The following is a 12,744-nucleotide window of genomic DNA, read 5'->3' on the forward strand; positions in this document are numbered from 1 at the left end:
CTGACTAGGCTAGCCAGCGTTTCCTTATTCTTTACGCTATTGCGTATCCGTTCCTGTTTCTACGTAGCTATCAGCTACATCTTCAGTCTCTGGGCTGATCTGTCCTGCTTCTGGAATTGTTTTTCCAGTTGCTAACCAATAGACATATTTAGGAAAGGCTTCATGTATCTTCCCTATCTGTTCATTATTGAGTTTTTGTTTTCCGTGGTAAAACTGTTTTATGGTGTCTTTGCTTATACCGGTCAGGTTACTGAAGACTATAAAGCGTCGTCTTAGGTTTCTTGTTATGGAATTGATCAGTATTTGTAGGTTCTTTCTTTGCATGATTCTCTCACTATCCTTGTGCATGCGCCCCGCTGACTAGGTTAGCCAGCGTTCCCTTATCCTTTGCGCTATTGCGTATCCATCCCTGTTTCTCCGTAGCTATCCGCTACTTCTTCGATCTCAGGACTTATTTGTCCTGCTTCTGGCATTGTTTCTCCGAACACAAACCACATTTTATATTCAGGAAATCGATCACTGATTGCTGTGATGTGTTCTTCGTTGAACCGTTGTTTTCCATCTAACAAGCTTTTAACAGTATTTCTTTTGATTCCAGTTTCTCTTTCGAAATCAACATGTTTGGTTCGTTCGCTTGTAGTTGCATTAACTAAAACTATAAAGCGATCCCGCATCATAGATATTATTTCCCTAGGTAATAATTGACTAGGTAATAAATACCTAGGTATTATTTCCCTCGACAAGAAGGAATCTTACACACACAGTTGAGGATATAGGCATGGGTTCTCAAGTACAAATTTCTCCCGATCAAATTATAGGTGTAGAGCGCGTGATACTGGTGGATGTACCAGCAGTAACCGTCAGCGAATACGCCCGTAGAACAGGACTTTCACTCTCTGTTGTCCGCTCTCAGGTGGCTGACCGCCGAATTCCCGTTATCCGTCAGGGTAAACAGGTGCTGGTTAACCTCATGGCGCTGGGCAAACAAGCCATAGAAGCGGAGGTGTACTGATGTCCGCCACCGTTACCACACTGGATACCTTAAAGAAGGTCGCCGTTCCCATTATGCGCCCCTGTAAGTTCGCTGAACTCACCGGCGTATCTGAATCAACCATTCGCGGCATGTTAGACCGCGAAGAGTTACCAGCCGTCCAGCTGGGCCAAACAGGGAAGGGCAAACGTCCTACCCGATACATCAACATCGTTGCTTTATATGAGCTATGCGAAAAGGAGAGCGCATCATGGACCAGTTAACCGTTCCATCCGTACCGGAAGTACACCCGTCAACGAATCAAATAGAAATGCTTTCGGCCATGGTGTCGGAAGTCTCAGCTGAAGTATTCAGCCTGACAAAGCAGGGCGTACAGATCGATCTGATGTTCCAGGCGGATAAAGGTATCCGTCTCAGAATTTGTGCGCCGTTATCAACTCAGTCGCAACTCATCGCGTATTCAATGATTGCTGCAGTTAAGAAGTCATTCTGTGGCCTGCATGAACGCTATGTCGCCTGTTATATCTACTTCGACGAAACCATCGAAGATTGCGCCACCTTTGAACAGGCAGATAAACAGCTGCAGCAGTGGTTTACACAACTCAACACCGTACACCGGCACATCAAGATGTTTCAGTGCCAAACCCTCTCCGCAAAAGCAGGTAATTGAACGTTAAAAGCCTTCACAGGTAATAAGCGTTCATTACGTGCTGGGGCGTGGGGAATGCCCTCCCCACGATAAATAAACGGCTGGCATCCGTTCCAAAAACTGCCCCCGCTCAGTCTACCCATGCCGGGGGTGAGCGGGTTATTACCCGGCAAGTTATTCGAAGCTGCTTTTTTAAGCGTGATTGCGCTGTTTCCTTCGCGTTTAAAAAAGTGGCCTGCCCGGCCGGCAAAGAGGCCTAACGAACAAAAGCAGGGGAGTAGTGCCATGCAACGGAAGATGAAAAGAGCTGACATCCTCTCCGCTGCTGAACGTGGCTACTGCCTGCTATGTGGAGGCACAAATGGACAGTGCAATTGTTTACAACCTTCCTTGGTACTCAGCCCTATTCATCTTGGTCATGTTTCCGGCTGGGGCACTGATGCTGCTCTTTCTGGGGTATGCAATGGATCAGGGGAGTCCGGGATATCGAAGTGTGATTCCCTCCATAGGGAAGCTCCTTTGGGACTGCTTCACCTATGTGAGAGTTGCCGTGCTGTTACTGCTTTTGATCCAGACACTGATCTGGGTCGCTGCTCCTGTGGAGTCATCCTTTTTCACAAAATTAGACCTGCTGTTCTCCCAGAAATGGATTTCAGCGATTTACTCAACGTAGAAGACTTGCCGCGTTCAGCGCTGCGCAAACCCAAAATTTACAGGTGAACACTATGAACATGAATTTTACCGGCACCGTGATTCAGGCCAAACGTTACAGCATGGACGGCAATCAAGGCGCGTCCATCTTCCTCACTCAACCAACGGATGGGGATAACCCAGACGTGTGCGGCTTAGAGATTATGAAGATGAGCGCTGATTACAGCGTAGTCGAACTGCTGAAGAACGTTCTGCCATGCGAGTGCGACATCGTGGCGAAGCCCGTGGCGGGCGCGCAGCAAAAGATGGCGTTCAAGCTGGTATCGATCAAGCCAAAGACCGATTCCCCTACAGCTAAACAACCACGTCCAGCTCAGTCGTAACACTGAGCCGGAAATAGGTTAACCCTATGAAATTTTTCCTCCTCGGTTTCTTCGGCATCATCTTCTTGGTGTTGCTGTTCACAGAACCCGCTGCGGCTTTAACCAAAGCACAGGACGCTGCCAATTTGGCCAAAGTGACCGAGGAAACAAATTCAATCATCGTGCAATCCACCTTAGGCCTCGCTTACTGCTTGGGCTTTGTGGCCGGTTCGATGAGATGAATGGGAGGTTGGTTTGACGTTAGATCAATTTCTCGCTGAGTACAGCGGCCACATTCTTGGGGCATTTGGACTCGGTTGGGGCAGTGCTGTCCTGATAACGTACTTCAAACAATGGTTAGAAAAACTGTAAAGGAGGCTCCTATGCCTGATTTTGTGAAGAAGCAAAATGCCGCGGTTAGCACTCTGGTTGCTAACAAAAAAGTTCGCTCTGTTGTCGCTGGCTTTATCGCAATGGGAATGACCATGCAGGAAGCTGCTGCCGCATTACCTGCTGCGATTGGTACCCAGTTGGCTGCGATTCAACAGGATGGTCTGGACTTGGCTGATCTGGTTTGGCCAGTGGTAATCACGCTCTTCGGTGCGCTGGTTATCTTCAAACTGTTCAAGCGTTTCGGTTCACAGATTTAAATCTGTTATGCCCAGCGATCAAAGGGGTTCGGGTTATCCGCGCCCCTTTTTTTACCTCTGAAATTTGTGAGGTGTTGTTATGAGTGGTTTTTTTATTATTGGATTTTTGGTGTTGGTGATCGTGTATCGAATTGCCAGAGATCAGGATCAGGGGTGATTGATATGCGTTATGTTCTGTTGATCATTATGTTGTTCTCGCCCTCAGTATTTGCGGCGGATACAACGGCAAAGGTTCAGGCTAAAACGGTAATCGGTGTGCGAACTGCGCAAGGCACTGCTTATGTAAAAGTCGATACTAGTTTGCTCAGGCTACCATCTGGCACAAAGACCTTTAAGAAAATAGAAGTACCTTATTCAGTGGCCCGTCTACGAGAAATGATGAAAGGTAAGCTTAATCCTGCGCATGTTGCTGCAGCGGCTGCATTGGCGGCTGTGCTTGATGGAGTTGATTACTCTATAGATGAACTCACGGGCCAGATCATGAAGGTAGAGAAGAAGCCTTTTAGTCAGACCGGACAGCAGTTTTACGCAGTTGTAACGCCGAATATAAATTTTGGTCTGACACCTGAGGCTGCTTGTACGCAAGGTATTAGAACAGCTAACGGTAAAAAATATTGTGGTCCCGGCTATAACGCAATATTGAGTGTTAATTGCGCGACAGATCCAGGTAAAACAGCTTCATTTTGTGCACCTGGCTTTGAGGTCGATACTCATACACCCGCAACGGATGCCCAAGTTGTTGATCTTGTGATGGCTGCTTTTAATAATTTAACGCCTGCTCAACAGCGAATGTTTTTCGAAGACCTCGCTGGTAATCCTGCCATCTCTCCTGAACTTGCCGAAGCGTTACAGGCTGAAGCGGATCGTCTCAAAGCGGCGGAGGGTTTAGAAAGCGCAGATGTTGAAAATCCTAATGGTGAGACGGATACCGAGAATAAACCTCAAGAAGTAACGGTTACCGATCCTATCGAAATTGATGGCTCTGAAATCGTCACTGATAAGCTCCCCGATGATATTTTTAATAGCTCTGGTGATTATTCACCGTTAACTGGCTTTTTAGGCTCCTTGCCTGAATTGCCGGAACTCGATCTGCCAAACTTTGGCTTAGACTACAGCTCCAGCTGTCGAACCATCACGTTTGCCCATAACGGAGCCAGCGTGCTTTTCCCTTCTTCAGCTCAGTGCGACAAGCTAAAAGAAGCTAAAGAGATTGTAGGCTGGTTTATATCCGTCATTACCATGTTTGGTATTGCTTGGCTGATCCTGGGTAACCGTAAACCGGGAGTATAACCATGGGTAAATTATCTGAATTATTACGTCAGTTATTCCAGTCAGGCGTTGAATCTGCAGCCTCTGGTTTTCGCATGGATATTGCTTACAGGATGATCCTTCTAGGAGCCATCGTTTCTGTTGTAGGTGTTTTCTTTGTGGTTATTCAGGGCGCGATTGGCACGTTGAATTTCTTTACCAATGATTGGTTGGATATTGCTATGTCTTGGTTTGTACCTTACCAGACACCAATTTGCTTAGCGGCATTGGCAACCGCACGCATTGCCCGGGCGGTTTTAGATTACCACCTGATGTTGATTTATGGCGGTATGTCGGCCGGATCATCGCCGGGCAGTAAAGGGACGTTAGGAGGAGGGCCATAAGATGGAATTTCGATTTGTTACCGGCAAGTTAGGCACAGGTAAAACATTAGTGGCTGTTGGTCATGCTGCTGTTTGCCTAAAGAAAGGAAAGATGGTCGCCACCAATGTCGACTTATACCCAGAGCACTTCTCTAACAAGCACAATAAATCTACACGTATATACCGCTTACCGGATCATCCCACGCCGGATGATCTGGAAATGCGACCTCTCGGAAACCCCACGCTCGTACTCGGCCCGGATGGTTCATACCGTCCCGGTCCTAAGTATGACGAAAACCAAAACTCACTCTTATTACTGGATGAGTTAGCGCAGTTCCTGAATACCCGTAACTTTGCCAGCAAAGACCGCACCCGGATGATTCAATTCCTCGTACTGCTGCGTAAGAAAGGTTGGGATGCATGGTTCATTGTTCAGCACATCGACATGGTGGATAAGCAGATCCGGGAAGGTCTGGCACAAGAGACCGGGTATTGCAGAGATATGTCGAGAATTCCCATTCCGATTATTGGCCAGCTCTTCAGGCGTATTACTGGCAAAGCGCTTACGTTTCCCAAGATCCACAGGGTCACATTCAGAGATGGTTATTCCACTGATGGCTTAGTACTGGAAGTGCGTAATTACTCCGCCAGTGCTGTTCAGATGATTTACAACACTGCTCAAACACTGAGTCCTGATTACGTACCGACATGGGCGCATAACCATTATGAGAACGCCGGACTCCATTGCTTATTAACCCCCTGGCATTTAGTCGGTTACAAGTTGCCGCCCAGAGTACCGTTACGAAAGCGCATAGAGCATGCAGCAGTTACAGGATTGTTCGCGATCTGCTCAGTGATAGTGACGCTTTTTCCTACAACCAAACCTTACTTCACTAAGCCATCATCATGAGCTCACTAAAGCCCATGTATGGCGCGCCAGTTGTTTTCCTGAGACTTGATAAGTGGCTGCAGCAAAGCAGCTATAAGGCTAATTACACGACCTGCGAGCAGGCTGATGGGTGCGCAGCATCCCTGAAGACTGCGCGCGGGGCGCGGAAACGACCTGTGTAGCACGTTTAATAAAACTAACCATAAATGCACATGTAACTAAATAGAACCAAATACACATTAGGGGCATCTGATGAGCAAGCAACACTTCCAACGTTTTGATGAAAATTTTGCTGAAACCAATACTGGACGCCAATTTATAGACTCACCGGGTCATGTTGATCTGGAATCGATGAATATTTTGTACAGTTCAGTGGATACCGTTCGTCAGTTGTACAAACTCAGACTCAAAGAATCGATCATTGATGATTTAGGGCTGGCACTGGAAGGTATTCCGGGCGGAAAAGTTGTCTATACTTTTGGTGGGTACCAATGGATGCTTCGTCGGGGTGGTGCATCTGGCTACCAGTTCAGCCTTCAAAACGCTGAATTGGGTATAGTTCTCCTGTTAAAAAGCCGTTACGCCAAGTTAGAGGCATCCGGTACTCATCTTAAGATAGAAGTCTCTCCAAAGATGATCTTTGATAACACGCCTGAAGACCTCCAGATCGTGTTAAACAGCTACGCCGATATGCTATCCGTTGATAGTCTATACTCCCCTGCGGGTGTTGCTATTCACTTAGCGTGTGACCATCAAGGATGGCAACCGGCAAAGGACTTCGTAAGTAGCATTACCTGCAGATCAAGACGGGTATCAGACCGCTCTGGTATCAGTGAACTCACATTAGATACGGATATATGTACCGTTTACGGTGCTGGCCAGTCCTACCTGTTTGGGTCTGCATCCACTCTTCAGTTTGCCCTGTATAACAAAAGCAAAGAAGCCCATTACTCTGACAAACTTGATTACTTTAAAGGCCGTTGGAATACCAAAACGAAAGACTTCTTAGAACCTCTATATAACCCTGAAGAAACCGTATGGCGTGCAGAGATACGTTTTTCACACTCTGTTATCCATCAGTTCGCATTAGCCAATCAAACCACCATCAATACCTATGAAGATGTCATTAAACATCTGGGCGGCCTATGGACATACGGCCTTAACAACTTCCGCTATGACTACAACTCACGGTTCATCCATCCTGTATGGACAGTACTAATGACTGAAGCCGGCTTTGATCAGTTCGAAACTGGGTTTGAATATCGTAGAGAGTATAAAAAGCCAGGTGTAGGTAATGAACGTAACGTCACGATCGCTCTGGGTAACCTGCTATCGGTTTATGCCCGTAACAAGTTCCCTGCCCATTATGCCTTGAAGTGCATCAAGCGAAGTGGCTTATATCTTGATTTAATGGGTTATTTTAGGAGTAGAGGGTTAGACCGATCTGATTTGTTGAAATATATCGAAGAAAGTTTGATACAGAGGAGGTTGGCATCGAAGGTGGCTTAGTAGTTACCGAATTATCTTCCTGGCCAGTGGATAGCAAAGTATAGATAAAATAAGCCAAGCTATGCCCATATATTCTAAGACGTCTCCTGCGGGTTTAATCTGTATCGCCATCATGATAACTAGTGCAATGAACATAAGACCGAAACTGATAATGATTGAGCCGATGACGTACTTCATGTTGGTTACCGTTATCTTGGTGAATATAGGCTGCCGAGATTATCATGAATTAGATGGCTTTTATCATTAGTTGTAGATAGAAGTTAGGTTTTTATCTTGTAAGTTGATGCAAAAAAAAACCACCTATCGTGTGGACGATAAGTGGTCGCTTTTAAGTTAAGTATCTGTAACTTATTGATACTTAAGCAGTATTTGGTGGAGGTGGCGGGTTTCGAACCCGCGTCCGCCAATCCTCTGCCTTCAGATCTACATGCTTAGACTCTTCTATTAAGTTAACTCATGGACGGCCCGAAGGTCAGGGCGTTTAGAGCGAGCCTCTTTAGTTTTAACCGTTCAGCTTGAGACAAAGCATCCGGGCGATTCTATCTCGAATGACACTGCAAAATCTTTAGTTATAGACACCTAAAGCGCAGCGCTAGCGGGCTTATGCCGCTAGAGCGTAGTTATCGTCGTTTGCAACTATAACAGTTGTAGTAAGGGATTTACGTGATTCACTACACTCACGACATGCACCAAAGGGTTCGCAATCAGCGTCGAAGCCAAGTCACCCCCTGAAGCGGGCAATTATAATGATTTTTTTTGAAGAAGCAGCAAATAGTTAGTGCTTTTAGTGTTTATTTACAGCTGGTTGGGTTGTTGACTCTTAATCGGGGCTCAGAGTCGTAGCTCAGAAATAGATAACGAGGTTAAAGTGGGAGTAATGCGGGATTTGAGATATAAAAATAAAGGGCAGTGAATTCAGCCCTTTATCAGGTGTGTTTACTTAGCTGCCATGAGGCGCTGTTTTTGACGGTCCCAATCGCGGTTTTTCTCAGTGTCACGTTTATCGTGCAGTTTTTTACCGCGGGCCATTGCTACTTCACACTTCACTTTATTGCTTTTCCAGTAAAGGCTTAATGCAACGCAGGTGTAACCTTTTGCCTGAGATGCGGCAATCATCTTTGAGATCTGGCGGGCGTGCAATAATAGTTTACGCGGCCGTGTAGGATCTGCGACAACGTGAGCACATGCTGTCTTCAGTGGAGTGAAATGGGCGCCGATCAGCCAAGCTTCGCCTTTGTCAAAAATGACGTAGGATTCAACTAGCTGTGCGCGTCCATCGCGAAGGCTTTTTACTTCCCATCCTGTTAACGCCAGGCCTGCCTCGATTTTCTCATCAATATGATATTCGTGACGGGCTTTTTTGTTTTGGCAGATGGTATTGCCGCTGGGTTTTGTTTTCTTCTTTGCCATGGGGCGCGATTATATAGGGGTATGTGGGAAAAGCAATCTGGTGAAGTTGAGGTGCTGGACAGCTTTTTATGTGGAATCTGAGGTTAAAGTTGTAATTGTGATGCGAACCCCCGAAAATAGCCGGCCTTGTTTGAACAGCAATGTCTGTAGTTGCTGTGTGGTGTTTAATAGCAGGTAAGGTGTTCGGAGAGAAAATGACACAGGTAGACCGTAGCGCTTTGGTTTTGCATACCGCAGAACAGATGTTTGATCTGGTAAATGATGTGGCGGGTTATCCGGAGTTTTTGCCCTGGTGTACCGGCACAACAGTACATGAGTCTTCTGAGTCCATTATGCAGGCCAGTTTGCATGTGGCTAAAGCCGGTTTGAAATATAGTTTTACGACTCGAAACGATTTGCAGCGCCCCGGTGAAATAAGGATGTCGCTGGTTGAAGGGCCGTTTTCTAAGCTCACGGGTGTATGGTTGTTTACGCCTTTGAGTGATGAGGCATGTAAGGTCAGCTTAAATCTGGAGTTTGATTTTTCCGGAAAGCTGGCCAGTTTGGCTATGAGTAAAGTATTTAACCAAATGGCAGCGACTATGGTGGATGCTTTTGTTAGTCGTGCCGATCAGGTGTATGTTTAATTTATAGTTGCTGTCTGTGGCAACAGTTATCAGGTTTATAGCGATATGATCAGTGTAGAAGTGGCGTATGCCTTACCCCATGAGCAAAAAATCGTTTCTTTACAGGTACAGGATGACTGCTCGGCCTACGAGGCTGTCGTTCAGTCACGCATTGTGGAAATGTATCCGCAGATAGATATTGATAATGATCCGATGGGGATTTTCGGTAAAGCGATCCGTAATCCTAAGGATGTGATTTTAAAAGAAGGCCTGCGGGTTGAAATTTACCGGCCTTTGATTGCAGATCCTAAAGAAGCGCGAGCCAAACGTGCAGCTAAGGCGAAAGCTGAGAAAGATGACGACAGTTAATAATTGGTTGTGTCGTATGTACAAAAAAGCCAGCGCTGAATATCAGGGCTGGCTTTTTTGATGGCAGAGACTACTGTTTTATTGAGTAGTCTGCTTGTTGCCGCCTGGGCGGAAGTCACCGGCAAGGCCTTTCAGAATACCGGTTTCTTTATCAAACTCGAGGGTCAGGCGTTCATTGGTAATGCTGCCGTCCGGTTGTTTGTTATTATAAATGTAATCCCAACGGTATTTGTTGAATGGGTCGGTCAGTAACGGCGTACCAAGTACATAACGTACCTGATTGATGGTCATGCCCGGACGTAACTGGTCAACCATTTCCTGAGTGACTACGTTACCCTGAGGGATATCAATCTTGTAAACACCGGGGAATTCAGCACAACCGCTGAGTAAAATTGCGGTCAGAAGAGCAATATATAGTTTTTGCATGGGTAAATGACTTCCACTTTCGGGCATAAAATCAGATAATCAGTTTAGAACTTCTGAATGAGTTCAGTTGTTGTTATGAGACTGGGCTTATTCAAAAGTTCGAAAAAATAAGTCTATCATCCGTTGCGGTCAACATCATAGAGAAAGATTATGGCACTTGAAAATCAAGAATTAAGAAAAGCAGGTCTTAAAGTTACTCTGCCCCGGATCAAAATTTATCAGATCCTTGAGAAGGCTGGTGAAAGCGATCATTTCAGTGCTGAAGATATCTACAAAATTCTGCTGGAGCAGAGTGAAGATGTTGGATTGGCGACTGTATACCGGGTACTGACTCAGTTTGAAGCTGCAGGTCTGGTAAGCCGTCATCATTTTGAAGGCGGTCATTCCGTTTTCGAATTGAGCAAGGACGAGCAGCACGATCATATTGTTTGCGTAAAATGTGGCAAAGTACGTGAATTTACTGATACCAACCTGACTAAGCGCCAGGATGAGATTGCTGAAGGCTTAGGCTTCACTGTTACTGACCGTACCTTGTACCTGTATGGTGTATGTAAAGAAGGCTGCGAAGCTAAGTAAGCTTTCTCAGATGTAAAAAAAACCGGCTCTGGCCGGTTTTTTATTGTCTGTTTACAATTCTTAGTGAGGGCGGGTAATACTGAGCATTTCTTTGGCGTGTTCACGTGAAGTATTGGTAACATCAATACCACCAAGCATACGTGCAACTTCTTCAACTCTCTCATCGGAACTTAGCATATTGATCTGTGTGTGAGTGTGCTTCTTGCCGGCTCGCTTGCTGACAAACAGGTGCTGATGCCCCTGAGATGCAACTTGTGGCTGGTGTGTGACACACAATACCTGACTATGTCCGCCAAGCTGGCGTAACAATCGTCCTACCACTTCGGCGATGGCGCCGCCTATGCCAACATCTACTTCATCAAATATCAGCGAAGGTGTACTGGCTGATTGTGCTGTGATTACCTGAATTGCCAAACTGATACGTGACAGTTCACCACCGGATGCAATTTTATGCAGTGATCGTGCTGGTTGGCCTTTGTTTGTTGAAATCAGAAATTCTATTTCTTCTAGCCCGTTTGGATTTAACTGACCTTTTTCATAAGCGGTGAGTTGTACGTCAAGATTAGCGGCAGGCATACCGAGATCATGTAGCTGCTTATTAACCTGTTTGTTCAGTTTGCGGGCAGTACGCTCACGGACTTCACTGAGACGCTCAGCAAGTTGATAGTAACCTTCCTGTGCTAACTGTGCTTGCTGTTCAAGGGCATCGAGCTCCTGATCAGACATTGACAGATCTGCCAACTCAGCTTGTAGTGCGCTTAAATGATCGCTCAGTTCTTCAGGTGCAATACGGTGTTTGCGTGCGAGGTCGAACAGACTGCTGAGGCGATCTTCGACAATAAGCTGGCGTTCTGGGTTTAATTCAACCCGGCCGAGATATTGATTCATCTCCTGGCTGGCTTCTTCTATCTGAATTTGTGCACTGGTCAGCATTTCCATTGTCTGACGAATCGAAGGTGATTGCGCTTTCATATTGCTGAGCAGATGCTGGCACTGGTTCAATAAGTTAAGGCAGTTACCGCCTTCGCCGTCCTGAGTTATTTGTAGCAGTTGCTGACCTGTTTGGATAATTTCACCTGCGTTGGCCAGCGTTTGCTGTTCACTGACGAGGGATTCAAATTCACCGCTTTGAATTTGCAGTGTTTCAAGCTCTTCAACCTGATAACTAAGTAACTGGACTCGGGCTGCCTGTTCTTCGTTTTGTTGCGAAAGTGTTTTGTGTTTCTGATCAAGCAAGCGCCATTGCTTGTATTGCTGACGGGTTTGTTTAACCAGGCGGGTTTCGCCTGAGAAAGCATCCAGTAAGTGTCGGTGATGATCTTTTTTAAGCAGGCGCTGATGTTCGTGTTGACCATGAATTTCAATTAAATATTCGCCCAACTGACGTACTTTAGCGATTGGACAGGCGGTGCCATTTATATAACACCGTGAACGGCCTTCTGCGGTAACAACGCGACGAAGAATGCACTGATCATCCTGATTCAGCTCCTGCACAATTAGCCAGTCTCTGGCGGTTGGAATTTGACTAATATCGAAGTCAGCAGTGATTTCTGCCCGTTCTGCACCGTTGCGGACGGTGCCGCTGTCGGCGCGTTTGCCTAAGGCGAGCCCCAGAGCATCGAGCATAATTGACTTGCCGGCACCAGTCTCTCCGCTCACAACGGTCATGCCGTTGTGAAGTTCTAAATCGAGCTGTTCAACAATGGCGTAATTACGAATGTTTAACTGTGTCAGCATTCTTCTGGCCTCAGGAAAAAGTGCGCTTATTTTTACGTACTGCTGTATCGCGTATTGACGTCGGCCAACCTGGTATAAATGACGTATGTTCAACGGAGAGGTTGAGTGACGTATCACTGTATGAGCTGTGTTTTTATACAGTGTTTTTTAATTTATAAGCCATTCCCTTATCAGACGCAATATGTTTTCTCGTCAGGTGTTAAAAAAATATGTCTTTTTACTTGAATCTTGCCGGCACAGCCCCATATATGTCTGCAACGTTATTTACCCCGTTACTAAGCTGTGCGGG

The 12,744-nt window shown here is 46.1% G+C and carries 19 protein-coding genes and 1 other RNA gene; 14 read left to right on the forward strand and 6 right to left on the reverse strand.

Annotation, left to right across the window (positions count from 1 at the left end; translation table 11 throughout):
• Positions 1 to 36 precede the first annotated feature (36 nt).
• Both OCU49_RS02695 and OCU49_RS02700 read right to left on the reverse strand, forming a co-directional pair.
• The gene (locus OCU49_RS02695) at positions 37 to 324 is read right to left on the reverse strand and encodes a hypothetical protein (RefSeq protein WP_261843494.1); all 288 of its coding nucleotides are present in this window, start codon (positions 322 to 324) and stop codon (positions 37 to 39) included.
• A 68-nt stretch (positions 325 to 392) separates the two neighbouring features.
• Complete coding sequence (locus OCU49_RS02700) at positions 393 to 677, reverse strand: hypothetical protein (protein WP_261843495.1); 285 nt, start codon at positions 675 to 677, stop codon at positions 393 to 395.
• 101 nt (positions 678 to 778) lie between these two features.
• Here OCU49_RS02700 and OCU49_RS02705 point away from each other — a divergent pair, with 101 nt between their 5' ends.
• The 11 genes from OCU49_RS02705 (at position 779) to OCU49_RS02755 (ending at position 7,332) form a co-directional block, all read left to right on the forward strand.
• Complete coding sequence (locus tag OCU49_RS02705; protein WP_261843496.1) at positions 779 to 1,012, forward strand: hypothetical protein; 234 nt, start codon at positions 779 to 781, stop codon at positions 1,010 to 1,012.
• Entirely contained in the window at positions 1,012 to 1,254 is a 243-nt protein-coding gene (locus OCU49_RS02710; protein ID WP_261843497.1) for a regulatory phage cox family protein, read from the forward strand. Before OCU49_RS02705 ends, OCU49_RS02710 begins: the two co-directional genes overlap by 1 nt.
• Entirely contained in the window at positions 1,242 to 1,661 is a 420-nt protein-coding gene (locus OCU49_RS02715; RefSeq protein WP_261843498.1) for a hypothetical protein, read from the forward strand. The genes OCU49_RS02710 and OCU49_RS02715 overlap by 13 nt, the downstream gene beginning before the upstream one ends.
• Positions 1,662 to 2,001: 340 nt before the next feature.
• Complete coding sequence (locus OCU49_RS02720; protein WP_261843499.1) at positions 2,002 to 2,313, forward strand: hypothetical protein; 312 nt, start codon at positions 2,002 to 2,004, stop codon at positions 2,311 to 2,313.
• 52 nt (positions 2,314 to 2,365) lie between these two features.
• Entirely contained in the window at positions 2,366 to 2,674 is a 309-nt protein-coding gene (locus tag OCU49_RS02725) for a hypothetical protein (RefSeq protein ID WP_261843500.1), read from the forward strand.
• A 26-nt stretch (positions 2,675 to 2,700) separates the two neighbouring features.
• Positions 2,701 to 2,895 (forward strand): hypothetical protein, encoded by a 195-nt coding sequence (locus tag OCU49_RS02730; RefSeq protein WP_261843501.1) that lies wholly within the window; start codon positions 2,701 to 2,703, stop codon positions 2,893 to 2,895.
• 141 nt (positions 2,896 to 3,036) lie between these two features.
• Complete coding sequence (locus OCU49_RS02735; RefSeq protein ID WP_205657722.1) at positions 3,037 to 3,303, forward strand: major coat protein; 267 nt, start codon at positions 3,037 to 3,039, stop codon at positions 3,301 to 3,303.
• 153 nt (positions 3,304 to 3,456) lie between these two features.
• Positions 3,457 to 4,593, forward strand: a complete 1,137-nt coding sequence (locus OCU49_RS02740; RefSeq protein WP_261843502.1) for a hypothetical protein — start codon at positions 3,457 to 3,459, stop codon at positions 4,591 to 4,593.
• A gap of 2 nt (positions 4,594 to 4,595) precedes the next feature.
• A complete protein-coding gene (locus tag OCU49_RS02745) occupies positions 4,596 to 4,955 on the forward strand; it encodes a hypothetical protein (RefSeq protein ID WP_261843503.1) in 360 nt (119 codons plus the stop codon).
• Position 4,956: 1 nt separating this feature from the next.
• Positions 4,957 to 5,844 carry a zonular occludens toxin domain-containing protein gene (locus tag OCU49_RS02750; RefSeq protein ID WP_261843504.1) on the forward strand — a complete coding sequence of 296 codons (888 nt, stop codon included), beginning with the start codon at positions 4,957 to 4,959 and terminating at the stop codon, positions 5,842 to 5,844.
• Between the two features lie 231 nt (positions 5,845 to 6,075).
• Positions 6,076 to 7,332, forward strand: coding sequence for a phage replication initiation factor (locus OCU49_RS02755; protein ID WP_261843505.1), 1,257 nt, complete (start codon positions 6,076 to 6,078; stop codon positions 7,330 to 7,332).
• 370 nt (positions 7,333 to 7,702) lie between these two features.
• On the opposite strand, the gene ssrA is transcribed toward OCU49_RS02755, so the two are convergent.
• Both ssrA and smpB read right to left on the reverse strand, forming a co-directional pair.
• Positions 7,703 to 8,061, reverse strand: a transfer-messenger RNA (tmRNA) gene (gene ssrA, locus OCU49_RS02760).
• A 207-nt stretch (positions 8,062 to 8,268) separates the two neighbouring features.
• Complete coding sequence (gene smpB / locus OCU49_RS02765) at positions 8,269 to 8,742, reverse strand: SsrA-binding protein SmpB (protein ID WP_261843506.1); 474 nt, start codon at positions 8,740 to 8,742, stop codon at positions 8,269 to 8,271.
• A gap of 194 nt (positions 8,743 to 8,936) precedes the next feature.
• On the opposite strand from smpB, the gene OCU49_RS02770 reads away from it, so the two are divergent.
• Together OCU49_RS02770 and OCU49_RS02775 are read left to right on the forward strand one after the other, a co-directional pair.
• On the forward strand, positions 8,937 to 9,368 hold the full coding sequence (locus OCU49_RS02770) for a type II toxin-antitoxin system RatA family toxin (protein ID WP_261843507.1): 432 nt from the start codon (positions 8,937 to 8,939) through the stop codon (positions 9,366 to 9,368).
• 45 nt (positions 9,369 to 9,413) lie between these two features.
• Positions 9,414 to 9,716: an RnfH family protein gene (locus tag OCU49_RS02775; RefSeq protein WP_261843508.1), complete on the forward strand. Its 303-nt coding sequence runs from the start codon at positions 9,414 to 9,416 to the stop codon at positions 9,714 to 9,716.
• Between the two features lie 78 nt (positions 9,717 to 9,794).
• Here OCU49_RS02775 and OCU49_RS02780 read toward each other — a convergent pair whose 3' ends face one another.
• Positions 9,795 to 10,142 (reverse strand): outer membrane protein assembly factor BamE, encoded by a 348-nt coding sequence (locus OCU49_RS02780; protein WP_261843509.1) that lies wholly within the window; start codon positions 10,140 to 10,142, stop codon positions 9,795 to 9,797.
• A gap of 150 nt (positions 10,143 to 10,292) precedes the next feature.
• Between OCU49_RS02780 and fur the strand changes: the two genes are divergently transcribed.
• Positions 10,293 to 10,718: a ferric iron uptake transcriptional regulator gene (gene fur, locus OCU49_RS02785; RefSeq protein ID WP_261843510.1), complete on the forward strand. Its 426-nt coding sequence runs from the start codon at positions 10,293 to 10,295 to the stop codon at positions 10,716 to 10,718.
• A 60-nt stretch (positions 10,719 to 10,778) separates the two neighbouring features.
• On the opposite strand, the gene recN is transcribed toward fur, so the two are convergent.
• Positions 10,779 to 12,455 carry a DNA repair protein RecN gene (gene recN / locus OCU49_RS02790; RefSeq protein ID WP_261843511.1) on the reverse strand — a complete coding sequence of 559 codons (1,677 nt, stop codon included), beginning with the start codon at positions 12,453 to 12,455 and terminating at the stop codon, positions 10,779 to 10,781.
• Between the last annotated feature and the right edge of the window lie 289 nt (positions 12,456 to 12,744).

Source organism: Aliamphritea ceti (assembly GCF_024347215.1).
Taxonomy (GTDB): domain Bacteria; phylum Pseudomonadota; class Gammaproteobacteria; order Pseudomonadales; family Balneatricaceae; genus Amphritea; species Amphritea ceti.